Origin of the sequence: Arthrobacter sp. PL16 (genome assembly GCF_035985055.1) — a bacterium.
Lineage (GTDB): Bacteria > Actinomycetota > Actinomycetes > Actinomycetales > Micrococcaceae > Arthrobacter_D > Arthrobacter_D cheniae.
In genome coordinates this window covers 295,496-320,751 of sequence record NZ_JAXCIC010000002.1, presented here as the reverse complement: position 1 = coordinate 320,751, position 25,256 = coordinate 295,496, and the positions used below count along the sequence as shown (strand labels likewise).

Below are 25,256 nucleotides of genomic sequence, written 5' to 3'. Positions count from 1 at the left end.
TCTCGCGTTGTGCGGGGTCCGTGCTAGACCAGGCCGGCCTGGTGGTCGATGCCCACCTGGTCCACCTTGCGGTGGAAGCGCATCCCGGCCTTGCCTCCGAGGATCGCCCCGATCAGCGGGATCAGGATTGCGATGGCGAGCCCGATCAGGCCGCTGGTGGTCAGTGCACTGCCGTCCACGGGGATGCTAGGCGCGCCGTTCAGGTTGGAGAGCACGTTGAACCGGTCGCCCGCAACAGCTGCGAGGATGGCCAGGACGATCGCGATGATGATGCCCCAGAGCCAGACCGCGAGGCCTTGCTTGACGCCGTCGAACCGTGCCATCCGGCCGGCGACGTAGCCGCCGCAGTAGTAGGCGACGAAGAGGATGATCGCGAGCACGATCCCGCTGATGATCCCGATGGTCTGGGCGTTCTCCTGCGCCTGACTGGCAGCGTCATTCGCAGTGCTCGAGTTCGCCGCTCCGACGCCGACGCCGATCGCCGCGGCGAGCGCACTGAGGATGACAGTGAGGCCGATCGCGGTCAGCCAGCCGAAGAACGCCGAGCCGAACTTGATGCCGCCGAACTGCTCCTTCTCCGCAGTGACGACGTCGTTGCGCCTGCTCTTCGGGGTACTCGCGCCCGATGTGTTGTCTGCTGATGCCATGATGCTCGTACTCCCTGGTAGGTGTGGATGATCCGGCGCCCGCAGCAGTGCTGCTGGACAACATGATCAGTCTGCTTACTACCCTGAACGCTGCGTGCACGCGGATGCAAGCCGCTTAAGGCGCCCGCCATCCATGATGCGAGGGCCTGTTGGACAGGAACACCTTCGATTTCCGCGCGGTGGTGCGGACCCACGACCTCTGAGCAGGAATTCGAGAGGTGCGACACCGCGGCTGAAGAAGCCGACCACTTTCGTGACCTCTTTGTTCGTTGCCTCGAGGGCCTGCTGAGGGTATGGAGCGCGGAACTATCATCCCGTCACCCCGCCCGGCGGTCGTCGTCGTGGCGGTCGTCGTCGTGGCGTCGTCGTCGTGGCCGACCGCAGGAGTACCTGTCCCTGCGCGCACAAAGGCCACGACCCGCTACCGCCGAAGCGGAAGCAGGCCGTGGCCTTGACGAGACGTGCCGCCGCTGTCAGAGCGGTGTGACCTGCACATCACAGTGCAGGCGCCGGGTGTGGTCGACGGTCCGGACGGCCCCGGTCAGCGTGAGCGGGACAACCGCGCGGATGTCACTGCTCGAGGCACTCAGCCGCAGCTCGAGCGCACCGGGTTCGACGATCCGCACCCGGTCCCGGCCGGTGAAGGCCGTGACGTCGGCGGGGACCGTGAACGCGATCCTCGCCGAGGATCCCGCGGCGAGGGGGACCCGCGCATAGCCGATCAGCCGCTGGACCGGTCGCACGACGGACGCCACCGGATCGTGCAGGTACAGCTGCACCACCTCGACCCCATCGCGCTCGCCCGTATTCGTGACCGTGACATGTACGCCGGCCTCACCGTCGGTCGGGGCGGAGTCCGCAGCCGATCCCGCGTCATCCCAGCTGAAGCTGGTGTAGCTGAGGCCGTGACCGAAGGCGAACGCCGCCGTCGGATCGATGTTCGACACCCCGCTGGACTGCGCGAGGGGCGCAGCGAGGTAGGTGGACGGCTGTGCGCCGGGCGACCGGGGAATGCTGACCGGAAGGCGCCCGGCCGGATTGATCCGTCCGCTGAGCACCCCGGCGACGGCGGCGGCTCCCTCCTCGCCCGGGAAGAAGCCCTGGACGATGGCGGCCGCGCGGGTCACGGCAGACCCGAGCGCGTACGGCCGCCCGGTCAGCAGCACGACGACGACGGGCTTCCCCGTCGCCAGCAGGGTGTCGAGGAGCTGCTGCTGCACCCCCGGCAGTTCCAGCGACTCCGCGTCGCACCCCTCGCCGCTCGTTCCACGGCCGAACAGCCCGGCCCGGTCACCGAGGACCGCGACGACGACGTCGGACCCGTTCGCGACGGCGAGAGCCTCGTCGAAGCCGGTGGTCGCGGTGCCGTCGATGGTGCAGCCCGTGGCGATCGTGATGTCGCTGTCGGGGAACTCCTGCTCGAGTGCTTCCGCGACCGTGGGAATTGCCAGGCCGAGCTCGACCTCGGGGTGCTGCTCGCCCACGTGCGCGGGGAACGAGTAGCAGCCGAGGAAAGCGCGGTGCGTGGCGGCATTCGGTCCGATCAGGCCGATGCGGGGAGCGGCGGTGAGGGGAAGGATGCCGCTGTTGCCGACCAGGACGATCGACTGCTCGGCGAGCTCCGCGGCGATCGCCCGGTTGCCCGGCGTGTCGAGATCGACGATCGGAACTCCCCCGCCCGCCAGGGCCGGCGGGACGGGCGACCAGTCCGGATCGAGCAGGCCGAGGTCCAGCTTCTGCCGCAGCACCCGGCGGAGCGCCTGATCCACCACGTCCTCGGACAGCCGGCCGTCGTCGATCTCCGCGACGAGGTGCTCGCCGAACGTGTGGATGGTGGGCAGTTCGACGTCGACCCCTGCGGTGAGCGCCGCGGCAGCGGCCTCCCCGAGGGTCGCCGCGACCCGGTGGAGTTCCTTGAGGAAGGCGATGCCGAAGTAGTCGGCCACGACCGTGCCCTGGAAGCCCCAGGTGTCGCGGAGCAACGTCGTGAGGAGGGATCCGTCGGCCGCCGTCGGGACGCCGTCGATGTCCGTGTAGGCGTGCATGACCGAACGGACGCCCGACTCGCGGACGGCCATCTCGAACGGCGGGAGAAGCACGTCGGCGCGCTCCCGCTCGCCGATCGACACGGGGGCGAGGTTACGGCCCGCCTTCGACGCCGAATAGCCGACGAAGTGCTTGAGCGTCGCCACGATCCCGGCGCGCTCGAGCCCCTGCACGTAGGCCGTCGCGACGGTCCCGATGAGGTACGGGTCCTCGCCGATGGTCTCCTCGACCCTGCCCCAGCGGGCGTCGCGGACGACGTCGAGCACGGGGGCGAGCCCCTGGTGCACGCCCACGGAGCGGAGGTCCGCGCCGATGGCCGAGGACATGGTCCGCACCAGGTCCGGGTTGAAGGTGGCACCCCAGGCGAGGGGCACCGGATACGCCGTCGCCTTCCAGGCCGCGAAGCCTGCGAGGCACTCCTCGTGGACGAGCGCGGGGATGCCGAAACGGTTCGCCGCCGTGATGCGCTCCTGCGTGCGCTGCAGGGACAGGGCGCCGAGTCCGGGTTCCACCGGCGCCGTCCCGAAGGGGCGCGTCAACTGGCCCAGGCCGTGCGGCAGGAGTTCGTCGAGGTCCACCGCCTCGTTCATCTCGTGCTGGTGCGGGGCCACCTCGCCACCCTCGGTGTTGGCGCCGACCCAGACGCCGACGAGCTGCGCGACCTTCTCGCGCAGGGTCATCATTCCGACCAGGGCGTCCACCCGGTCCTCGGGGGTGGCGGCGGGATCGCGCCAGCGGGCGTCATTCAGTGTTGTCTCAGTCATGGTCACTTTCCGCCAGCGCCCATGAGGCCCTGGACAAGCGCGCGGCGCGCGAACAGGTAGACGAGCAGGACGGGCACCATCGAGAGCGTCACCGCGGCCAGCAGCCCCGGGATGTTGATGCCGTACTGGGTCTGGAAGTTGAACAGCCCGAGGGTCACCACGCGGGTGCTCTCGGACTGGGTGAGGATCAGGGGGAACAGGAAGCCGTTCCAGGCCTGCAGCGCCGAGAAGACGGCGATCGTGGAGATGCCTCCCTTGGACAGCGGCAGCACCAGCCGGAAGAAGGCCCGCGCAGGACTCGCGCCGTCCATCGCCATCGCCTCGTACAGCTCGCCTGTGATGTCCCGCATGGTGCCACTGAGGATCAGCGTGCAGATGGGCAGCGCGAACGCCGCGGTGGGGAGGATGATTCCGAGCAGGTTGTCATAGAGCCCTACGGCGTTGATCAGGTAGAACACCGGGACGATCACGGCCTGCGCGGGGATCGCGAGGCCCAGGAGGAAGAAGCGGAACACGAACGACGCCCCCTTGCTTCGGCTGCGCACGATCGCGTAGCTCAGCGGCGGGACGAGCAGGAGGACGATCGCGACGACGCCGACCGTCACCACGACGGTGTTGAGGAAGTACCGGCCGAAACCGCTCGTGATCGCGTCAGCGTAGTTCTGCAGCGTGAAGCTCGTGGGGAAGGACAGCGGACCGTTGTCGCCGAACTCCTCCCTCGTCTGGAACGTGCCCGAGATCATCACGTACAGCGGGATGGCGACGATCAGCAGCCAGACGAACGAGCCGATGCCGGCGGCGTAATTGGGACGGGTCTTCATCAGAGGCCTTCCAGCGAGCTGTTCATCTTGTCGTAGCCGGACACCTTGACCACCACGAGGGAGATCAAGGTCGCGACGACGACGAGCACCAGGGCGATCGCGCTGCCTACACCGAAGTCGAAGCTCTGGAACGCCTCCTGGTACATGTAGAAGGCGGTGATCGTGGTGTCGGTACCGGGTCCGCCGTTGGTCAGGATCAGGACCGTCTCGAAGGTCGTCAACCCGCCGACCACCATCAGGATGATCGAGGTGATGGCCGTGTTGCGCAGTTGCGGCAGGGTGATGGCGAAGAACTGGCGCATCGTCCCCGCTCCGTCGATCGCCGCCGCCTGGTACAGCACGGTCGGAATACCCTTCGCTGCACCCTGGTAGATCAGGGTGTGGAACGGAGTGAACTGCCACATGCCCACGAAGATGAGCACGCCGATCGCGCCGGACTGCGTGCCGAGCAGGTTGCCGTCACCGAAGAGCCAGGAGAGCTGGCCCGGTATCCCGAAGTTGGGATCCAGCAGTGCCCGCCAGAGGACGGAGATCGCCGCCGAGGACAGCAACAGCGGGATGAAGTAGATGGCACTGAGGATTGCGCGGTTGCGCTGGTTGCCGGCGGCCCACACCCCGAGCAGGATGCTCAGCGGCGTCTGGGTCACGACGCCGAGGACGATGAACAGCAGGCTGAGCCAGAGGCTTTTCAGCATCACCGGATCGGCGATCAGCGTCTCCCAGTTCTCGAACCCGACGAATTCCGGGTCACCGAGCCCGCTCCACGAGGTGAAGGACAGGACGGCGACCGCGGCGAGCGGCACGAGGGCGAAGAGGGCGAAGAAGATGGTGGCGGGCAGGGCCCAGGCGAAACCGGGGCGTCCCACGGACGAGGCGCCCGAGCGGGCCGGGCGGCTCGTGGTGGAGCCGCCCGGCGCTGCCTGCCTGCGCGTAGCAAGCGTTGTCATGGTGATGTCCTAGAGGCTCTGCATGGCCTTGATGAAGCCGTCTTCATCGATCTGGCCGCTGAAGAACTGCGCCACGGCGGTATGGATGGTCACTGTCGCCTCGGGAGGGTAGGCCTGGTCCCAGGAGAGCTGGAAGTGGGGCGCTTCCTTCACGAGGTCGAACTGGTACTTGGCGTACTCCGGGTTGGAGGCCTCGCCGAGGAATTCCTCGGTGTTGGTGGTGGTGGGCAGGTTGCCGATGGCGATCTGCTCCTGCACGAACTCGTCGGAGTACATCAACTTCAGGAACTCGGCTGCCTCCTCGGGGTACCGGGTGTCCTTGTGGATCGAGTAGAAGTTGTTGGTGTTGCCCGCGAGGTTGTCGGGATCGCCCTCTCCGCCTTCGATCGCCGGGAACTCGCTGTAACCGAGCACGTTCTCGGCGAACTCGGGGTTGGCATCCAGATGCGTCGCGTACGCCCATGAGCCCATGAGCTCGAAGCCGGCCCGGCCGCTGGAGAGCAGGGTGGGAGACCCGCCGTCGGTGAACTTCACGGAGTCGAAGTTGGTGCCGAAGGCACCTGCGTCGATCAGTTCCCGCAGCTTGCCGAGCGCCTCGCGGCTCTCCTCGGAGTCCCACACCTCGGTGTCGCCGTCGAGCGCGGCCTGGAAGAGGCCCTCACCCGCGACGCGGTCGAAGACGTACTGGAACCACATCTGGGTGGGCCACTGGTCTGCGCCGCCGAGTGCGATGGGCGTAACACCGGCCGCCTTCAGCTTCTCGACGTCCTCCAGCAGTTCGTCCCACGTGGCGGGGGGTGCATCGATGCCGGCCTGCTGCAACACCTCGGAGTTGTTGAAGAGCATCACGGGCTGCGTGCCACGCATCGGGATACCGTAGCTCTTGTCGTCGACCACGGCCGTCTCGAAGACGGACGGCAGGAAGGCTTCCTTCAGCTGGGGGTCCTCCTCGATGAGGTCGTCGAGGGGCATCAGCAGATCCGCCTCGACGAAATTCGCGATGCTTCCTCCGCCCCAGTTGAAGAAGATGTCCGGAGCCGAGTCGGTGTCGATGATGGTCTGCAGCTTGGTCTGGTAGTCCGCGCCGGGGATCGTATCGAGCACGATCTTGACGTCGGAGGTCTCATTGAACGTGTCGACCATGGCCTGCTCGACCTTGTTGCTGGCATCTCCGTAGACCGCCAGGTGAAGCTCGTTCTCGGGCCGACCGGACGCGTCGCCGCCTCCGCCGCCGCATCCCGCAAGGGTGAAGCCCAGCATCATGACCGCGGTGCCCGCAAGGCTGCGGGACATCCAGGTTCGGTTGTTCATCGTTGAACGCCTCTCGAAAGTTTCGACGATTCCGTCGAAAGTTATGTGATGCGCTGAGTCTACGTAGCAGTTGCCGGGATGCGCAAGGCCAGATGTGCAGCCGGTCACATTTCGCGGTCAATGGCTTCGCGGGCGCCGCGCGCCGCAGGGGTAGGCTGTGGGGCATGTCGATTCCGGCGGAAGAACCGCGCGTCACACTCGCCCAGCTCGCAACGGTGGCCGGCGTTTCCCTTTCCACGGTCTCCAAGGTGCTCAACGGGCGGACCGACGTGTCGCCGAAAACACGGGCGAAAGTTGAGGAGCTCCTCGAGGAGCACGGCTACAGGCGGCGGAAGGTCTCGGTAGCCAGGGCGGGACTCGTCGAACTCGTGTTCCACGAGCTCGAGAGCGCCTGGGCGCTCGAACTCATCCGCGGCGTGGAGAACGTGGCACGCGAGCACGGCCTGAGCGTGGTGCTGACCGAGACCGGTACGCGCCATGCCCCCGGTTCAGAATGGATCGAGGGCGTCATGGCGCGCCGCCCCGCCGGCGTCGTCCTCGTCTTCTCCGACCTGCCACAGGACTTCCGGAACAAACTCGACTCGCGGTCGATCCCCTTCGTCATCATCGATCCTGCAGGGGACCCGTCCCCCGACGTCCCCTCCGTGGGCTCCGCCAACTGGTCGGGCGGCATGATGGCCACGCGCCACCTCATCGACCTCGGCCATACACGCATCGCCGCGATCAGCGGTCCGGAGGACATGATGTGCTCCCTTGCCAGGATCGACGGTTACCGATCGGCCATGGGCATGGCGTCCCTGCCCATCCCTCCTGGCTTCATCCGGTACGGGAACTTCCATGTCGACGGCGGACGCGACCACGCCTTCTCGTTGCTCCGCAGTCCCCACCCCCCGACGGCGATCTTCGCCGGCAGCGACCTCCAGGCCCTGGGCGTACTCGACGCCGCCCGGCAGATCGGACTCCGCGTACCCGATGAGCTCTCGATCGTCGGCTACGACGACCTGCAGTTGGCGCAATGGTCCAGCCCGGCCCTGACGACGGTCCACCAGCCGCTCATCCAGATGGCGGAGGAAGCAACGCGGATGGTCCTGCGCCTGCGCGACGGCGAGCGTCCCAACAATCTGCGGCTCGACCTCGCGACCAGCCTCGTGGTGCGCCAGAGCACGGCGGCTCCGTCCAGCGGCAGCGCCCGGACCACGAGGGCAGCGCAGCAGCGGGCCTGAGAGAAGCACCCTCCGCCGCTGGTTACGATGGGAGCCAGGCCAGGTGCGCAGAAGGCTCCTGCAGGACGAAGGAGAACCAGGGCTGTGCGGTCACTACCCGGCGTGGCGAACGGCACCGAGGGCCTTCGCGCACAGAACCTGTCCCAGATCCTGACAATGGTGCACCGGTACGGCCCGTTGTCCCGGTCGGAACTGACACGGCGCACGGGCTTCAACCGTTCGACGGTCGGCGCCCTCGTCCTCACACTCACGGAGCGGAACCTGGTCCGTGAGACGGAGCCCGCCGTCGGTGGCCGGGTCGGTCGGCCGAGCCCGATCGTGCAGGTGAATCCCGGTGTGGCCGTGCTCGCCGTCAATCCCGACATCGATGCGCTGACGGTCGGCGTCGTCGGCCTGGGCGGCCGGGTGCACGCACGGGTGCGCCGCGAGACCCGGGGCGTCCCGACGCTCGACGACGCCGTTCAGCTCACCCTCGACATCGTGTCCGACCTGCGGCCCCTCCTCGCCGGCCTCGACAGCCTGCTCGGCGTCGGCATCGCGCTTCCCGGGCTGGTCAATGCCGGTACCGGCCGCGTCCTGGTCGCACCCCACCTAGGGTGGCAGGACGCCGACCTCACGGGGCCTTTCGGCGACGCGCTGGGGCTCCCTGCCGTCGCCGCGAACGACGCCTCCCTCGGATCCCTCGCGGAGAGCATCTTCGGGGCCGCACTCGGTGTGGCCGACGCCCTCTACCTCAACGGCAGCGCGAGCGGCATCGGTGGAGGAATCGTGACCGGAGGCGCCCAGCTGGTGGGCAGCCGCGGGTACGGGGGCGAGCTGGGGCACACACTCGTTCGTCCTGGCGGATCACCGTGCCACTGTGGCCGATCAGGCTGCCTCGACGCGGAGGTCCGGCTGGAACGGCTGCTGGGCGCAGCGGGGCTCGACGGCGGCGGTATCGAAGCGCTGGAGATCGTGCTCTCCGACGGGCCCGTCGAGGCCGTCCGCCTCGAGGCGGAGCGCCAGGTGGAACTCCTGGCCGTAGCTCTCGTGGACTTCGTGAACATCTTCGACCCGGAGCTGATCCTTCTCGGCGGCTTCCTGGGTTCCCTCGTCGGTTTCGCGGGCCAGAGCCTCGGGGATGCCGTGAACGAGGCATCCCTCGCCGGCAGGGTCCACGTGCGCCGGGCCGCGCTCGGACCCGAGCTGCTGCTGGTCGGTGCAGCCGAGCTGGCCTTCCGGCCCTTGCTCGCCTCGCCCGCCTGAGGGCACACCAAACGGCGCATCGCCCTGTCGGGCTGATGCGCCGTGTGTGTTCACAGGAGAACGGCAGACCCTGGGTCAGCCGATGCGGCGTGAGCCGCTCCCCCCACTGTCGTCGTCGATCTCGTCGGCGTACTTGTCCGCATACTCCGAGTAGTCAGGTTCAACTGGCTCGATAGCTTCGGTACGTCGGCTCGAAGCACGACTACCCGGGCCTGTGAGCTCTCGCTGCAGTGCCGAATAATCAGTGGCCGGGCTGAAGTACTTCATATCCCGGGCCTGCTTGGTAGCTTTTGCCTTTTGACGGCCGCGCCCCATGGCGTGACCCCCTTTGTGCGTCGATCCGGAGGTGGTCACTGGGGCACAAAGGCCCAAGGCTGCAGCGAGGCCCCGGATTATTCGGTCAATTTGTCGTAACTATAGGTTACATGCTTTCAGGGCCACCCGAATGCCGGTTGTCCCTGGCGCTCCGGAGCCGGACGCAGGGGGCCGGGGACGCGCTGGCCCGAGACGCCGTGGAACCCGATGACAGTCGATCTTGGATAGAGTCAAAACCGCGTCGGAGCCTCCCGACGGCGAGTAAGAGGACTACAAGGAGACAGCGGCCCACAATGAGCAATGAGGAGCAGGCAGCGCGGCGTCCGGGCCACGAGCCAGGGCCCGGGCCGGAGCCGACGCAAGGCGCCGAGGAGCACCAGCCCGTCGGAGGCCCCTACGCCTTCGCGCCGCAGGGCGGTGAACCGGGCCTGGGGGATCCTGGGCTGTACCCGGGTATTGACCCAGCGTCCGTGGGACCGGCACGACCGACGGACCCTGCGGAATCGGGCAGCACCTCGCCGTCGGCGCTCGACCAGAGTGGTGGTGCGGCAGCCCGCGGCGGATGGATCCCGACACCTCCGGACCCGGGCGAGGAACCGGCAGAGCACCCCAAGCGTGACCGCGCCCGGTCCACGGGCACCCGCCTCCCGCTGCTGCTGATCATCGGCGGCGCAATCATCCTTCTCGGGCTCCTCATCTGGCTGCTCGTCTCCCTCTTCGGCGGAGCGGATGATGAAGCGCGCGTGGACCCGTCGTCGCTCGCGGCCGGTGAGTGCCTCGCTGACTTCGCGGGCATCACCGAGGATGCCGTCCTGGTGGACTGCACGGAGGCCCACAATGCGCAGCTCGTGGCGAGCGAGGACTATCCCGATGACGCCCAATTCCCTGGTCGCGACCAGCTGGGCATCCGCGCCGAGGCCGCCTGTGCCGCAGCCTCCGCGGACATCAACCCGGACGTCGTCACCCAGGAACTGCAGGTGACGCTGCTCCGCGCCACCCCCACCGCCGAGACCTGGGCAGATGGCGACCGGACGGTGGACTGCTTCGCCGTCGTCGAGAATGGCGACACGCTCACGCAGAGCCTGCTCAACCCCTGACGGGTCGGGCCCCGGACGCACGAGAGGGAGGAACCGCAAGGCCCCTCCCCCTCGTGCGTCAGGCTAGCGGGCCGCGTGCACCAGCAGGCCGCCCGTGTCCGGTCCGGCGTCGCCGAGCGCATCCGTGGCCACCTCCCGGCGGTCCACCACGACGGTGTCCCCGTCGACGATCTCACCGGCGAGGATGCCGCGCGCGAGCCGGTCGCCGATCTCCCGCTGGACGAGCCTGCGCAGCGGGCGGGCGCCGTACGCCGGGTCGAACCCGGTGAGGGCGAGCCACTCGCCGGCTGCCGCACTGACGTCGAGTGTCAGCCGGCGGTCGTGCAGCCGCTCACCCAGCGCCCGGACCTGCAGGTCGACGATCCGCGAGAGCTCGTCGAGGCCCAGCGGATCGAAGATCACGACGTCGTCCAGCCGGTTGAGGAACTCCGGCCGGAAGTTCGCGTTGACCGCGGACATGACGGCCGAGCGCTTCGCGGCCTCGTCGAGCGACGGGTCCACGAGGAACTGGGAGCCGAGGTTCGAGGTCAGCACGAGGATGACGTTCCGGAAGTCGACCGTCCGGCCCTGGCCGTCCGTCAGGCGACCGTCGTCGAGCACCTGCAGGAGCAGGTCGAAGACCTCGGGATGCGCCTTCTCCACCTCGTCGAGCAGCACCACGCTGTAGGGCCTGCGCCGCACGGCCTCCGTGAGCTGGCCGCCCTCCTCGTAGCCCACGTATCCCGGAGGAGCACCGACGAGGCGCGCCACGGAGTGCTTCTCGGAGTACTCGGACATGTCGATCCGGATCATCGCGCGCTCGTCGTCGAACAGGAAGTCCGCGAGCGCCTTCGCCAGTTCCGTCTTGCCCACACCCGTGGGGCCCAGGAACAGGAACGAGCCGGTGGGCCGGTTGGGATCGGACACCCCTGCCCGGGCGCGGCGGACGGCGTCGGACACTGCGGCCACCGCCTTCTGCTGACCGATGAGGCGGGCACCGATGGCCTGTTCCATGGCGAGGAGTTTCTCGCTCTCGCCCTGGAGCATGCGGCCGGCCGGGATGCCGGTCCAGGCAGAGATCACTTCGGCGATGTCATTCGCCGTGACCTCCTCCGCGACCATGAGCTCCGGTGTGCTGGCCGTCTGCTCCTCTGCGGCCTGCGCCTCGCGGAGCTCGCGCTCCACCTGCGGGATCTCCCCGTAGAGGATGCGGGACGCCGTCTCGAGGTCGCCCTCGCGCTGGGCGCGGTCTGCGTGCGAACGCAGGTCGTCGAGCGACGCCTTCAGGTCACCGACGCGGTTCAGGCCCGCCTTCTCGGCCTCCCACCTCGCGTTCAGCGCATCGAGTTCCTCCTGCCGGTCCGCCATCTCTGCACGCAGCGCCTGCAACCGTTCGGCGGACGCCTCGTCCTTCTCACGGGAGAGGGCCATCTCCTCCATGTGCATGCGCTCGAGGGACCGGCGCAGCTCGTCGATCTCCACCGGTGCCGAGTCGATCTCCATCCGCAGGCGCGAGGCGGCTTCATCGACGAGGTCGATGGCCTTGTCCGGGAGCTGGCGGCCCGGGATGTACCGATGGGACAGCGTGGCTGCCGCGACGAGCGCAGAGTCCGCGATGGACACCTTGTGGTGCGCTTCGTAGCGCTGCTTGAGCCCGCGCAGGATGCCGATCGTGTCCGGCACGGACGGCTCCCCCACGTAGACCTGCTGGAACCTGCGCTCCAGCGCCGGGTCCTTCTCCACGTTCTCGCGGTACTCGTCGAGCGTGGTGGCACCGATCAGGCGCAGCTCTCCGCGGGCGAGCATCGGCTTGAGCATGTTGCCGGCGTCCATCGACCCCTCCGACGCACCCGCTCCGACCACGGTGTGGAGTTCGTCGATGAAGGTGACCACCTGGCCGTTCGACGAGCGGATCTCCTCGAGGACGGCCTTGAGCCGCTCCTCGAACTCCCCGCGGTACTTCGCACCGGCGATCATCGAGGCGAGGTCGAGGCTGATGAGCCTCTTGCCGCGCAGCGACTCGGGCACGTCGCCCGCCACCATGCGCTGGGCCAGCCCTTCGACCACCGCGGTCTTGCCGACGCCGGGCTCACCGATGAGCACCGGATTGTTCTTGGTGCGGCGGCTGAGCACCTGCACCACGCGACGGATCTCGGCGTCGCGTCCGATCACGGGATCGAGCTTGCCGCTGCGGGCCACCTCGGTGAGGTCGACGCCGAACTTCTCGAGTGCCTGGAAGGTGTTCTCCGGGTCGGGTGTGGTCACGCGTCGCTCGCCCCGCACACCGGGCAGCGCGGAGGCCAGCGCCTCGCGTGTGAGCCCGACGGAACGAAGGATGTTGCCCGCCGCCCCGCCATCGGCGGCCAGGCCCAGCAGGAGGTGCTCGGTGGACACGAACTGGTCACCCAGGGTCTCGGCCTCCTGCTGGGCGGAGCTGATCAGCTGCAGGGCGCCGCGGGAGAACTGGGGTTGCGCCACGGACGAACCCGACGACGACGGCAGGGCCTTGATCGCCGAGCTCGCCTGCACGCTCACCGTGTCCGGATCGACTCCCGCTGCCTTCAGGAGGGCGACGGCGATGCCGTCCCGCTGGTCCATGAGCGCCTTGAGGAAGTGCGCCGTATCGATCTGGGCGTTGCCCGCCGTGGAGGCGTTCATTGCAGCAGCTGACAGCACCTCACGGCTCTTGGTGGTGAAGTTGGTATCCACGCGCGGTTCCTTTCCGTTCTGCCGAGGGGTTCCGGCAGTCACATTGAGTGTACTCGACTCAACTTTGCGGACGGAACAAAAATTCCCCGCCCTTCGCGCACGGAACACCGTGATGGTGCGCGGTGGACAGGGCCGTCAGGTGACCTCGGCGCCGGTGAATTCCGTCATCGCGTCGAGCAGCCACTTCACGGTGTAGTCGCCGAAAGAGGCACGGGGCATGATCCGATACTCCTGGTCGCCGACCTGCCACAGCACCACCTGCACCGGACCGAGTGTGGTGGAGACAGCTTTCCCGGGACCGAACGCACGAGGGTGCAGATCCACATGGCATCCCTTCTCCAGCACCGCCCGCGCAGAGGGGCCGGACAGCTCCAGTGTGGTCCGGTTAGCCGACAGGTCGACGACCTGGCCGAAGGACCCGGCACGGGCGAGCTCACGGCTCATCCGCACGGTCAGCGGATGGGTCGCCAGGCTGATCAGAGCTCCGGGCTCCCGGTCCTGCCGGTCGATGAGTTCCTCGGGGATGACGGTTTCGTCGGAGCTCACGAGCAGGAACTCGTCGGGCCCGAGCCACAGGACCGTGACGGCGTCCGCGCTGCCGGTCACTACTCCGCACCTATCGGGCCACGGCACGCCTGCGACGCGCTGCTGGGGGCGGTTCTGGAGGGCGACTGCGAGAAGGCGAGCTCGATCATGCTGCGGCACGTCCAGGAGTTCGAGGCGCAGATCCGGACCGTCCTGTGACCATCGCGGCGGCACTCCCGGGGGCCGGGCACGACAGTCATTTCGGGGCCTGTGATCTCTGGGAGGATGAACTATGGCTTCGAACAATGAACGCGACGTCGGCGTCGATGTGGAGACAGGCCAGCAGGGTGGCGTGCAATCGGTGGACCGGGCACTCGCGGTCCTGGAGATCCTGGCGCGGGACGGCCATGCCGGGGTGAGCGACATCGCCGAGGAGATGGGCATCCACAAGTCCACGGTCTCCCGGCTCCTGGGTTCGCTCGTGAGCCGGGAGATGGTCTATCAGAACAGCGAGCGCGGCAAGTACCAGCTGGGTTTCGGCATCCTGAGACTGGCGAGCTCGATTCCCGGGCGATTGGGGCTGGTTCGTGAGGCGCGTCCAGTGCTGGAGAGCCTGGCCGAGGAATTCAAGGAGACGGTCAATCTCGCCGTCCTGCGCTCGGGCTACGCCGTCAATCTGGATCAGGCCATGGGGCCGTCCACCCTGGCGACGTTCGACTGGGTGGGTAGTCTGACACCGCTCCACGCCACGTCCAGTGGAAAAGTGCTGCTGGCGGCGCTGTCCGCAGAGGAGCGGGATCGGGTGCTGGGGGGAATCGGGATGCCTGCTCGGACTCCGCGGACCATCACCGACAGGAACGCGCTGGAAGCCGAGCTGCTGGAGGTCGCCCGCAGCGGCTATGGGATCGTCCGGGAGGAGTTCGAGATCGGGCTGAACGCGGCCGCGGTTCCGATCTTCAACCATCTGGGCACCGTGATCGGTGCAGTCAGTGTCTCGGGCCCTGCGTTCCGCTTCGATCCCGAGGAGGCGCCTGTGCTTCTCGAGGGTCTGAAGCAAGCCGGGCTGCGTATCAGCGCGAAGATGGGTTATGCCGGACCCGACCGCATGGCCGGTGGTTGAGCCTCCCGCAAGCGGGAGGTTCGACCACCGGGTTCATCACGGGGGCTGCGTTCAGGAGCTCGGGGTGATGTCCCCTACCTTGCCGGACACCCAGTCATGGAAGGCTCCGATGTGGTGTTCGCTGGGCACCAGGACACCGCCCTTGGCATACACTTTCGAGCTCATGGCCGGCTGACAGCGCTCGCAGGCGTCGAAGTCCTGCTGGTTGACACGGTGGAACAGCTCCACGGACGCGCTGACGTCCTTGCCGCTTTCCACGACACTGGGCACGTACAGCCAGTCACACTCCACCACGGTGCGGTCCGCGGCCAGGGGGAACATGCGGTGGATGATCACATGGTCCGGGACCAGGTTCACGAAGACCGTAGGTTTGATGGTGATGGCGTAGTAACGGCGGTCCTGGTCCTCATCGATCCCCGGAATGCGGTCGAGTCCTTCGGAGCCGTCCACCGTGAAGCCCTTGATGTCGTCGCCGAAGTCGGCGCCGTGTCCCACGAAGTACTGCGCTGCCAGTCCATCGGCGAACTCCGGCAGCACCTCCGTCAGCTCCGGGTGGATGGTGGCGCAGTGGTAGCACTCCATGAAGTTCTCGATGATGAGCTTCCAGTTCGCCTTCACCTCGTAGCGGACCCGCCGGCCCAGACTGAGGTTGGCGACGTCGTATCCTTCGATCGCTTTGAGATCGCCGAGCCGCTCCTCGATGGCGCCCATGACGTCCAGCTCGAATGACGGCGGCTCATCAGCCAGGCAGACCCATACATAACCGAGGTATTCACGGATATGCACCTTCACCAGGCCGTATTCGTCCCGGTCAATGTCCGGCATCTTGGTCAGATTGGGCGCCGCGATGAGCCTGCCGTCGAAGTCGTAGGTCCAGGCGTGGTACGGGCACTGGAACGACCGGGCAGCTACCCCCTGTTCCTCCATGCGGAGTTTCACGCCGCGGTGCCGGCACACGTTGTAGAAGGCGCGGATCCCACCTTTCCGGGTGCGGCTGATCAGGACGCTCTCGCGCCCGATCTGGACTGTCCGCCAGGCGCCCGGCCTGTCCAGATCGGCGGAACGGACGGCACAGAACCACATCTGCTCGAAGATCCGTTTTTGCTCGGCCCGGAAGATCCCCTCGTCCACATAGGTGTACCCCGGAAGGGTCGGGATCAGGCTCGGGGTGGTCAGTTCAACGGACAACTCGTTCTCCTCACGAACAGATACGAACAGCTGGATGGGGGCGGAACCGGTCAGGACGGAAGGAGTGCAGGTGCGCGGCGTCGGTCACACCAGCGCGGGAGCATCCGTGCGAGCCGCTACCCCGCTCTCCCACCCCGGCAGCGGGGCGGTCGGGGGCGAAGCCGGCCGGGCAGGAGTTCCCTGCGCCCGAACCGGGAGGCTTCGACGCCATCGGCCGAACAGCCGCGGCTGGTTCAAGGCCAGGACTGCAACCGGCGCATCCGCCTGGTAGTAGACGGCGAGGCAGCTGTAGGCGTCCATCTCGCCGGCCTCGATCTCCAGCCGATCGTAACCCGTGGAGTCGCCGGCGAATTGAAGCTTGACCCCGTACTGATCGGACCAGAAATAGTGTGGTTTGACCGGCTTCGGTTGCGCTTCGGGGTCCAGGAGCGTTTCGACCGCGAGGGCTGCGCGCTCGAAGGCCCCGGTCCAATGCTCCATGCGGTGGTGGCAACCGGTTGCGGGGTCGAGCCACGCGGCACAATCACCCACCGCCACGATTCCGGGAACGCTGGTGCGCCCCTCGGAGTCACACAGGACCCCGCCGGCCAGGTCCACGCCTGAGCCTGCCAGCCATTCGATGTTCGGTTCGGCGCCGATGCCGACGACCACGACGTCGGTTGCGATGTAACGTCCATCCTTCAGGTGGATGCCGGTGACGCCGCCTTCGTGGCCGTCGAAGGCTTCGATCACCGCGGAGGAGATCAACTCCACACCGTTCGCTGCATGGAGGCCGCCGACCAGGGCGCCCATCTGCGCACCGAGCTGGGCGCTGAACGGAACGGGCTTGGTATCGATGATGGTCACCTGCATGCCCCGCGAGGCGGCCGCCGCGGCAACTTCAGCACCGATGAAACCGGCACCGATGACTGCCATCCTGTTTCCGGACACCAGGGCGGAAGCCAGGTTCTCCGCATCGGTGAGGGTTCGAAGTGTGTGGACATTGCCGGAGCCGACGAGGGCGGGCAGCGTGCGGGCCCTCGCACCCGTGGCGATGACGATGCCGTCCGCCTGGACGGTGCGTCCGTCGTCGAGCGCGATGGTTCGTGACGATACATCCAGGAACACTGCTGCGGACCCCAGCATCCACTCGGCCCTCAGCTCCTCCGAGTCCGACTCCAGCAGGATGTCCTCGGCCTGGACCCTGCCGAGGAGGAAGTCCTTGGACAGCGGGGGCCGGTCGTAGGGCCGATGGGGCTCGTCCCCGATCAGAACAAGCCGACCCGAGAAGCCCTGGGCGCGCGCTGCCCGGGCCGCGGACAGGCCGGCCAGGGAAGCTCCTACGATTGCCAGCGTCTCCATCTACCAACATCCTTCGATCGCATTTTGCGCAACACTGATCGCTATATGCAACAGCGTCCTTGGATCGGATAACAGTGTCAAGAGTGAAGTGGCGGTCCGAACGGGATGGAGGACACATCGGCAGGAGGCGGTCTTGACAGGGCACGAGGACTGGCCCAGCCTGTTGCATATAGCGATCACGGTTGTTCAGTACGGAACAGCGCCGTACGGAGTGGCTCGACGCGATTCGCCCGCAGTAGGCCATGGAGAAGAGGTTCCGCGTGCACAAGGCTTGTCCACTCAGCGAACTTGCACCAGGGGAAGCGCTCCGGTTGGACACGACGCCCCCTATCGCCGTCTTCCACACGGAGGAGGGCGAACTTTTCGCCCTGGACGACACCTGCACCCATCAGGACGCGTCCCTCGCTGACGGCTGGGTCGAGGACTGCTGGGTCGAGTGTCCCCTTCACGCCTCGAGGTTCGACCTCCGCACCGGAGCCGTCGACGCCCCGCCTGCCAAGCTGCCGATCCGCTCCCACGCCGTCACCGTGATCGATGGTGACATCATGATCACGGAATCGAAGGATGCACCCAACCTTCCCCCGGGTCTCACGATGGCCTCGACACCGACACTGACGCCAGCACCCAGGAGCACGTCGTGACCATCCTGGTCGAGGGCCGACCAGCGGGCAGCACGACTGCCACGGCCGGTGCCGCAACGGCAACCAGGACCAGACGCGCCGAATTCGTCCTCACACTGTCCTGCCCCGAGTAACCCGGCATCGTCCGGGCCGTGACGGCATTCCTGGCGGACCTCGGTTTCGACATCGTGGAACACCAACAGTTCGACGACCACGTGAGCGGGAATTTCTACCTACGCACCGCCTTCACCGCCGGAGCGCCGGACGCCTCGCCGACACCTCATACCGCGGAGCTCCTCACGGAGGCGTTCGCTCCCCTCGCCAAGGACTTCGGGATGGAATTCGCCATCGAAGTCGCCAGCTAGTTGTTCGAGCAGGGTGTTCACGTCAGTGCGGTCGTGAGGGCTCAACGTTTTTACATGCGCGAAGCGCTCAAACCACTGCCGCGCGTACTGACGTGCCGTGGGGTGTGACGGAAGCTGTCGTCGTCAGAGTGGTCTTGGAGACGCCTTCACGCTGCTTGTCCGGCAGTGCCATCGTGCTGCCACGCCTAATTTGCTTCGGAAGTCAGTATGTCGCCGTCATAACGCAAGGTTATCGGCGATCGAACAACGGGAGTAGCAGTAGCTGCGGAATCCCCCGATGCAGGCGGAATTATGGCGTTTCCGTGAAAAGAGTCTGGGAAGATCTGCTTGCATGTTGAAGTCTGGGCGCAGGGCTCGAAGTTTTGGACAGGATCCTTGTTCCAAGGTGCTCCCCCACAACTCAACTGGCTCGGTTCTGAGGTCGCATTGGGGACCCGAACATCGGGAGTACCACATGAACCGCCAAGAGACAGCTATGACCTGTCAGGAGCAGGGCCCTAATAAGGGGTTTTGCATCCCGCCTAATCACATGTCCAACAAGCATCGCTCCACCGGAGGACACCGGCGGAGGGATGCCAAGGGATCTCTTCACAATCTATGCACTGGGCCGCGCCGCTCTGGTCCGGTCTGAGTCCGACACCATTGAAGTAACTGCTGAGGTGCCGGTTCGGGCGGAGCTTGGCGACGATTGACCGGTGATGCCCGCAGCGTGCTCGGCCAAGATTCCTGTCCGGTGTCGGATCCGCAGACGATAGAGCAGTGCCCCGCCGATGGTCACGGCGGCCACGAACATGACGCCGCCCCATTGCAGGTACCACGCGAAGGGCGGGACCGAGTTGTAGATCTCCGTTCGCGGCCAGATCAGGTTCAGGGTCATGGCCCCGCCCCAGAGCACCGCGAGGATGTTCACGGGGAGGCCCCACTTGCCCAGACTAAATCCTGCTTCAGATTCACCGTTGTCCGTCCCTGTGTCGGGAAGCGGCCACATCTTCTTGAAACGCCGCCGCAGCAGCGGCACTGTGACCAGCAGGTAGGACAGGTAGATCAGGACAATGCTGATGCTGGAGAGGATTGTGAAGATCGCCGGCTGGGAGACGTTAACGATCAGCGGAATGATGGCGATGATTCCGATGACGATGGCCGCGACGGTGGGCGTCTTCCGTTGTGGGTGCACCTTGCTGAGCTGGCGGCTGAAGGGCAGGTTGTTGTCTCGGGCCATAGCGAACATCATGCGGATGGCGGCAGCGTGGACAGCGAGCGCGCAGACACTGATGGCCACGACGATGCACACCAGGAAGGCCTTTCCGAACGGACCGCCCAGTACGGATAGCACGATGTACTGCAGGCCGCCGTCGGCAGATCCCAGCTTGGGATCGTTCAGGTCCGGCGCGGCCAGGAGCCCACCGAGGAGGATCAGGCCGCCTAGCACGAAGGACGCCGTGATTGCTCGGAGAATAGCTTTGGGGGCGGTCTTCTTGGGGTTCTTCGTTTCCTCACCGAGGGAACTGGCGGTGTCGAATCCGTACATCACGTAGCCGGAGGCCATGGCGCCGATCAGGAATACCCCGAAAAAGCCGAGGTCATGGTTCTCGCCGAAGCCTGCGGTGTCGAAAAGGACCCCCGGCCCGCGCACTACGTGCCATCCGAGGGCCAAGATGAGGAGCACGGCAGCGGTGAGCTCTATGAAGACGCCGATGCTGTTGATCTTGGTCATCAGCCTGACGCCGAAGGCGTTGATGAGGGTGGAGATGGTGATCAGGACAGTAGCCAGCAGGACGCCGTTGATGGCGAAATCAAGCGGGCCGGTACCGTCCCCGACGATCTGGAACCCTGACCAGATCTGCGGCAGAGTGAGCTGCAGCGCCAGAGCGACGGCTCCCAGTGCCATGGTCGAGGAGATCAGCAGCAGCCAACCTGCCAGCCAGGACCAGGTTCCGGAGGTGAGCTGTTTGGCCCAGTTGTAGACCGAACCAGCCACCGGGTAGCGGCCCGCCAATTCGGCGAAGCACAGCGCCACCATCAGCTGGCCTGCGAAAACGAGCGGCCAGGACCACGCGTAGGCCGGGCCGGCCATGGAATAACCGAAGTAGAACAGTTGGAAAACACCGGTGAGGATGGAGATGTAGCTGACGCCGGCGGCGAAACTGGCGAATTTGCCGATGCTCCGATCCAGTGTCTGGGCGTAGCCGAACTCGTGCATGCCGCTCGTATCAATACTCTTGCTGCGTTCCACTATCTGAACTCCTAGATCGGAAAAGCACGATGGTGATGAACCGCGGTCGCCATTGGACGCAGGTGAACTCGACGGCTACGACCAAGTTCTGGTCCCCGCGGTTACGCCTCTGTTTTTGCCTGGCCCCTGTGCCTGCGCCCGCTTCTTACGGAATGGGATTTAACCAGCCTGGTTGCGACGTCCTGGCGGATGTACCGGCCTCGCGGTACTCGTCAGGCTGTGTGCGACGTTCGGACCGCACCGGTGGAGCGGCCCGGATCGTCGTCCGCGATCACCCAGGCCCGGTGTATCCGACGATCCCCGGCACCTTCAGCAATGCCTGCCCGATTATGTGGTCGACCTATTCCCAGGGGTAGCGGGAACAGGATCCGCCGAACCCACTTTTGTGCGGGCTGGGTTCGGTGTGACCTGACTCATACGATGCAGACTAGTTCGCATTGAACATGTGTTCAAGGCCTTGGTGTAACGGTCGCGTCAACAAATGTTCAAGTTCATGAGCATGGACCTGCTCGTATGCAGGCGCCTCTGGTGGAAGGAGGATGAGCCCCTTCCATCAGAAACGCTTGACGTGAGCTGAACCGCTATCGATGCCCGCAGGTCAGGCAGGAGCTACGGCGAGGTGCGTCTCCGCTGTTGTTGCGCCGGTTCGGGAAGCTCGGATGAGGTCCGCGCATCGTTCTCCGATCATCATGACGGTGATGTTGGGGTTCACCGTTATGTGTTCAGGCATGACCGAAGCATCAGCCACGCGCAGGCCGGTGACGCCCTTGACCCGCAGCTCAGGGTCGAGCGGTGACGAATCGTCGTCCACGGCGCCCATGCGCACCGTGCCGACGGGATGGTAGACGGTGTTGTGCGTCTTGCGGATGTAATCCTGCAGTTCATCGTCGGTCTGAGCCTCAATGCCGGGAGAGAGCTCACGGCCGGCCCAAGGGGCCATGGCAGGTTGGGCGGCGATCTCCCGGGCCTTGCGGATACCGGCGACCATGACGCGCATGTCGTGGCCCCCCGCATCGGTGAAGTACCGCGGGTCGACGACGGGCTTGTCGCGGAAATCCCGGCTGCGCAGCCGGACGGTGCCGCGGGAGCGGGCATGCGTGACGTTCGGGGTGAGGCTGAAGCCGTTCTCCGTGGTGGGGTAGCCGTACCGCAGGGTATTCAGATCGAACGGGACCGAACCGTAGTGCATCATTAGGTCCGGGCGGTCCAGGCCGTCCTCCGTAGAGGTGAAGATGCCGATCTCCCACCACTGCGTAGAGGTCTGCACCATCGGCTGCCTGGCTTCGAACTGCACGACCCCCTCGGGGTGGTCCTGCAGGTTCTCGCCCACGCCGGGCGAATTAACCAGGACCTCGATGCCGTGCCCGGCGAGATGGGCGGCGGGGCCGACACCGGAAAGCATGAGCAGCTTGGGTGAGTCGATGGCGCCGGTCGAGAGGACGACCTCGAGACGCGCGGAGAGCAGATGGGTCCGGCCGAATGCGGAGTCGACGATCTCGACTCCGGTACAGCGTTTGTCCGCATCGAACACCAGTCGGCGTGCGCGCAGTCCTGTCAGCAGTGTGAAGTTCTCGCGCTCGATGATCGGGTGGATGTAGGAGACTGAGCTGGAGGAACGGGTGCCATCCGCCCGGCGGTTGATCTGGAAGAAGTTGGCGCCGTTGATCACGGTAGTGCCGGTGTTGAACTTCACGCGCGGAGTGCCGACCTGTTCACAGGCGTCGAGGAGCGCGACGCCGGTGGGATCTGCTGGAGGCACGTTCATCAAATGCACGGGGCCCGAGTCACCGTGGTGCGGCGCGTCCGCACCGGCGTCCTCGTTGGTTTCCAGCCGCTGGTATAGCGGCCACGCGGACCCAGCATTCCAGCCGGTGGCGCCGTGCTTGGACTCCCACTCGTCCAAGTCCTCACGCGGGGCCCAGAAAGCGATGCAGGAGTTATGGCTGGAGCAGCCACCCATGATCTTGGCACGGGCGTGGCGCATGAAGGAGTTGCCATTCTCCTGCGGTTCGATCGGGTAGTCCCAGTCGTAGCCGGATTCCAGCAGCTCCATCCAGCGGTCGAGCTGCAGGACCTCGGGTACGCCGCGGTCATCCGGGCCGGCTTCCACCAGCGCGACGGACACGGCCGGGTCCTCGCTCAGCCGGGCAGCGACTGCAGCTCCGGCGGATCCACCGCCGACGATGATGTAGTCGAACTCGCGGTCGTCGAGGTTCTCGATGTTGTCGATATGCATCTAGTTCTCCTTACCGTGGTCGGCGAACCAGCCGGTCACTTGCGGGGTGATGTTCTGGTAGATGTGCTTGGCTTCCTGATACTCGGCGAGGCCGGTCGGCCCGAGCTCGCGGCCAACGCCGGACTGGCCGAAGCCGCCCCATTCGGCCTGTGGCAGGTAGGGGTGGTAGTCGTTGATCCAGACCGTGCCGTGCCGCAGCCGGTTGGCGACGCGCTGCGCCTTCCCGGCGTCCTGCGTCCAGACCGCCCCGGCCAGCCCGTAGATGGTGTCGTTGGCGGTTGCCACCGCCTCCTCTTCGGTACGAAAGGTCTCGACGGTCACCACCGGGCCGAAGGCTTCGTCGACGACGACGGACATTCCCCTCTGCACGCGGTCGAGGATGGTCGGCTGATAGTAGAACCCGGCGTCGTACTTCTCCCCTTCGGGTGCCGCACCGCCGCACCGCAGCCGTGCACCCTCCTCCACCCCACGCTGGACGTAGGTGGATACCTTCTCGCGGTGGGCCGCGGAGATCAGAGGTCCGGTTTCCGCAGCCTCGTCGAACGGGCCACCGATGCGGATGTCCTGCGCGCGGCGGACCAGTTCGTCGACGAAGCGCTCGGCGATCGATTCCTCCACCACCAGCCGCGCTCCGGCGGAACAGACCTGACCGGAGTGCACGAATGCCCCGTTCAGTGCGTTGTCCACGGCGGAGTCAAAGTCCGCGTCGGCGAACACCACGTTGGGGTTCTTGCCGCCGAGCTCCAGGGCCACCTTCTTCACGGTACCGGCGGCAGCAGCGGCAATACGCTTGCCGGTCTCCAGACCCCCGGTGAAGGAGACCAGGTCGACGTCGGGGTGTTCCGAGAGGGGCGCGCCCGCCTCGGCGCCGGGGCCCGTCACGAGGTTGGCGACGCCGTCCGGCAGGCCCAGGTCCTGCAGCAGCTGCATGGTCAGGATGGCGGTGGACGGGCTCAGCTCGGAGGGCTTGAGGACGAAGGTACAACCGGCGGCCAGCGCCGGGGCGATCTTCCAGGCGGCTTGAAGCAGGGGGTAGTTCCAGGGCGTGATCAGGCCGCAGACACCCACTGGCTCGTACACGATCCTGCTGATGACGACGGGGTTCCCTGCATCGACCACGCGACCCGACTGCTGGCCCGCGAGCCTTCCAAAGTATTCGAAACACGCGGCGATATCGTCCATGTCGATCCGGCTCTCGATGATCCTCTTGCCGGTGTCCAGTGATTCGGCGCGGGCGAACTTCTCGCGGCGGTTCCGCAGTTCCGCGGCGACCCTGAGGAGGAAGGCGCCGCGCTCGGGCGCCGGTACCGAGGACCAAACACCGGAGTCGAAGGCTGTCCGGGCCGCAGCGATGGCGCGCTCGGCATCCTCCCGGCCGGCCTCGGACACGGTGGCGACCAGTTCGCCGTCGGCCGGATTGCGGATCTGCCGCACCGCGCCGGACGCGGCCGGCTCCCATGAGCCGTCGATGAACAAAGTGGCTGCGGTATCGGTCAATGTGTCTCCTTGAGTAGTACGGCTTCGGTGATGCAGCGACGGCCCCGCTTGGAGTTCATGGCGACGGGTGGGCCCGCACCACCGGCGCGCCCCGGTCCGTGAGTCCCGGCGCAGGAAGGTGTCTGGATGAAGGGATGGTCCGGAGGGTTCAGATCCGCGCTATCGACCGCGCAGCCGACCGTGCAGCCGACCCTGCAGCCGGGACGGGGCGCCGAAGTCCTCGGACAGGCGTACCGGCCCAAGGTGTCGGTGGGGTCGACGTCCGTCGGACGGGAACCGGAGGACTGTGGCGTAGGTCATACGACGTACAGTAGTTCAGGTTGAACAACTGTTCAATAATTCTACTGAACAAATGTTCAATCTCGGCCATGAGGCCCCATCCGCCCGGTGCGACGGTGGTCAGGATTCTCGCGGTCTGTCCGGGTCGTGCTCGTTCGCTCCTTGACCGGCGAAGGCGATGTGTTCGGTGCGGAGGATGCTTCTCTGGATGGCTGCCTTGTCGATGCCGAGGAGCGCCGTCAGCCACATGCCGTTCTGTATGACGACGATGTCATCTGCACGCTCCCTGCACTCGGCGCGGGTGAGCCCGGTGTTGGCATTGCCGATGAGCGTCGCGAGCGCGTCGAGATACCGGTCGAACGCCGTCGCATTGATCAGCGCGAAATCCTCGTGGGCCTGCGCGAGAGCCCACAGGTGGAGACGCAGGGACAGGTAAGGAGTGGTCAGGAGGTCGGCGCCCGCAACGCGTCGTAGGGCGTTGCGGAGTTGTTCGTCCGGCGGCGAGCCCGGGTCTGGCTCGACGAGCATCCGGTCGTGCTCATCGATCCGGTGCAGGATCGCCCGGATCAGGCTTGCCTTGTCCTCGTAGTAGTAATTCACGAGTCCCAGTGCCACATCGGCCTCACGAGCCACAGCGCGCATGCTGACACCTGAGATGCCATGTCGTGACAGTACGGTCAGCGCCGCCTCGAGGATGCGGGACTGCCTGTCAACCTGTTCGCCTGGGTTCACGGTCCTTGTATCCACC

General features: G+C 66.4%; 20 protein-coding genes. 6 read left to right on the top strand and 14 right to left on the bottom strand.

Features of this window, described 5'->3' with window-relative positions; genetic code table 11:
* Window positions 1–23 precede the first annotated feature (23 nt).
* The 5 genes from RCH21_RS05160 to RCH21_RS05140 all read right to left on the bottom strand — a co-directional run bounded on the left by RCH21_RS05160 (window position 24) and on the right by RCH21_RS05140 (window position 6,536).
* Entirely contained in the window at window positions 24–647 is a 624-nt protein-coding gene (locus tag RCH21_RS05160; protein WP_326963474.1) for a hypothetical protein, read from the bottom strand.
* Between the two features lie 473 nt (window positions 648–1,120).
* Window positions 1,121–3,457, bottom strand: a complete 2,337-nt coding sequence (locus RCH21_RS05155) for a glycoside hydrolase family 3 N-terminal domain-containing protein (RefSeq protein ID WP_326963473.1) — start codon at window positions 3,455–3,457, stop codon at window positions 1,121–1,123.
* 2 nt (window positions 3,458–3,459) lie between these two features.
* Complete coding sequence (locus RCH21_RS05150; protein WP_326963472.1) at window positions 3,460–4,278, bottom strand: carbohydrate ABC transporter permease; 819 nt, start codon at window positions 4,276–4,278, stop codon at window positions 3,460–3,462.
* Complete coding sequence (locus RCH21_RS05145) at window positions 4,278–5,225, bottom strand: carbohydrate ABC transporter permease (RefSeq protein WP_120147338.1); 948 nt, start codon at window positions 5,223–5,225, stop codon at window positions 4,278–4,280. Before RCH21_RS05145 ends, RCH21_RS05150 begins: the two co-directional genes overlap by 1 nt.
* Window positions 5,226–5,234: 9 nt before the next feature.
* The gene (locus RCH21_RS05140) at window positions 5,235–6,536 is read right to left on the bottom strand and encodes an extracellular solute-binding protein (protein ID WP_120147339.1); all 1,302 of its coding nucleotides are present in this window, start codon (window positions 6,534–6,536) and stop codon (window positions 5,235–5,237) included.
* Between the two features lie 164 nt (window positions 6,537–6,700).
* Between RCH21_RS05140 and RCH21_RS05135 the strand changes: the two genes are divergently transcribed.
* Both RCH21_RS05135 and RCH21_RS05130 read left to right on the top strand, forming a co-directional pair.
* Window positions 6,701–7,759 carry a LacI family DNA-binding transcriptional regulator gene (locus RCH21_RS05135; RefSeq protein ID WP_326963471.1) on the top strand — a complete coding sequence of 353 codons (1,059 nt, stop codon included), beginning with the start codon at window positions 6,701–6,703 and terminating at the stop codon, window positions 7,757–7,759.
* Between the two features lie 84 nt (window positions 7,760–7,843).
* Window positions 7,844–9,004 (top strand): ROK family transcriptional regulator, encoded by a 1,161-nt coding sequence (locus tag RCH21_RS05130; RefSeq protein ID WP_326963470.1) that lies wholly within the window; start codon window positions 7,844–7,846, stop codon window positions 9,002–9,004.
* A 75-nt stretch (window positions 9,005–9,079) separates the two neighbouring features.
* On the opposite strand, the gene RCH21_RS05125 is transcribed toward RCH21_RS05130, so the two are convergent.
* Entirely contained in the window at window positions 9,080–9,319 is a 240-nt protein-coding gene (locus tag RCH21_RS05125; RefSeq protein ID WP_120147342.1) for a DUF3073 domain-containing protein, read from the bottom strand.
* Window positions 9,320–9,612: 293 nt separating this feature from the next.
* On the opposite strand from RCH21_RS05125, the gene RCH21_RS05120 reads away from it, so the two are divergent.
* Window positions 9,613–10,416: a septum formation family protein gene (locus RCH21_RS05120; protein ID WP_326963469.1), complete on the top strand. Its 804-nt coding sequence runs from the start codon at window positions 9,613–9,615 to the stop codon at window positions 10,414–10,416.
* A gap of 63 nt (window positions 10,417–10,479) precedes the next feature.
* On the opposite strand, the gene clpB is transcribed toward RCH21_RS05120, so the two are convergent.
* Complete coding sequence (gene clpB, locus RCH21_RS05115; RefSeq protein WP_326963468.1) at window positions 10,480–13,104, bottom strand: ATP-dependent chaperone ClpB; 2,625 nt, start codon at window positions 13,102–13,104, stop codon at window positions 10,480–10,482.
* A 135-nt stretch (window positions 13,105–13,239) separates the two neighbouring features.
* On the bottom strand, window positions 13,240–13,710 hold the full coding sequence (locus RCH21_RS05110) for a sarcosine oxidase subunit gamma (protein WP_326963467.1): 471 nt from the start codon (window positions 13,708–13,710) through the stop codon (window positions 13,240–13,242).
* A 211-nt stretch (window positions 13,711–13,921) separates the two neighbouring features.
* Here RCH21_RS05110 and RCH21_RS05105 point away from each other — a divergent pair, with 211 nt between their 5' ends.
* On the top strand, window positions 13,922–14,749 hold the full coding sequence (locus RCH21_RS05105) for an IclR family transcriptional regulator (protein WP_326963466.1): 828 nt from the start codon (window positions 13,922–13,924) through the stop codon (window positions 14,747–14,749).
* Window positions 14,750–14,800: 51 nt separating this feature from the next.
* On the opposite strand, the gene RCH21_RS05100 is transcribed toward RCH21_RS05105, so the two are convergent.
* Both RCH21_RS05100 and RCH21_RS05095 read right to left on the bottom strand, forming a co-directional pair.
* Window positions 14,801–15,937 (bottom strand): aromatic ring-hydroxylating oxygenase subunit alpha, encoded by a 1,137-nt coding sequence (locus RCH21_RS05100; protein WP_326963465.1) that lies wholly within the window; start codon window positions 15,935–15,937, stop codon window positions 14,801–14,803.
* Window positions 15,938–16,021: 84 nt separating this feature from the next.
* The gene (locus RCH21_RS05095) at window positions 16,022–17,278 is read right to left on the bottom strand and encodes an NAD(P)/FAD-dependent oxidoreductase (protein ID WP_326963464.1); all 1,257 of its coding nucleotides are present in this window, start codon (window positions 17,276–17,278) and stop codon (window positions 16,022–16,024) included.
* A gap of 260 nt (window positions 17,279–17,538) precedes the next feature.
* On the opposite strand from RCH21_RS05095, the gene RCH21_RS05090 reads away from it, so the two are divergent.
* Window positions 17,539–17,919 (top strand): bifunctional 3-phenylpropionate/cinnamic acid dioxygenase ferredoxin subunit, encoded by a 381-nt coding sequence (locus RCH21_RS05090; RefSeq protein ID WP_326963463.1) that lies wholly within the window; start codon window positions 17,539–17,541, stop codon window positions 17,917–17,919.
* Between the two features lie 131 nt (window positions 17,920–18,050).
* Window positions 18,051–18,263, top strand: a complete 213-nt coding sequence (locus RCH21_RS05085; RefSeq protein ID WP_326963462.1) for a hypothetical protein — start codon at window positions 18,051–18,053, stop codon at window positions 18,261–18,263.
* 595 nt (window positions 18,264–18,858) lie between these two features.
* Here RCH21_RS05085 and RCH21_RS05080 read toward each other — a convergent pair.
* The 4 genes from RCH21_RS05080 to RCH21_RS05065 form a co-directional block, all read right to left on the bottom strand.
* Window positions 18,859–20,463, bottom strand: coding sequence for an APC family permease (locus RCH21_RS05080; protein WP_326963784.1), 1,605 nt, complete (start codon window positions 20,461–20,463; stop codon window positions 18,859–18,861).
* Window positions 20,464–21,094: 631 nt separating this feature from the next.
* The gene (locus tag RCH21_RS05075) at window positions 21,095–22,732 is read right to left on the bottom strand and encodes a GMC family oxidoreductase (protein ID WP_326963461.1); all 1,638 of its coding nucleotides are present in this window, start codon (window positions 22,730–22,732) and stop codon (window positions 21,095–21,097) included.
* Entirely contained in the window at window positions 22,733–24,229 is a 1,497-nt protein-coding gene (locus RCH21_RS05070) for an aldehyde dehydrogenase family protein (protein ID WP_326963460.1), read from the bottom strand.
* Between the two features lie 399 nt (window positions 24,230–24,628).
* Window positions 24,629–25,255 (bottom strand): TetR/AcrR family transcriptional regulator, encoded by a 627-nt coding sequence (locus RCH21_RS05065; RefSeq protein WP_120147351.1) that lies wholly within the window; start codon window positions 25,253–25,255, stop codon window positions 24,629–24,631.
* Between the last annotated feature and the right edge of the window lies 1 nt (window position 25,256).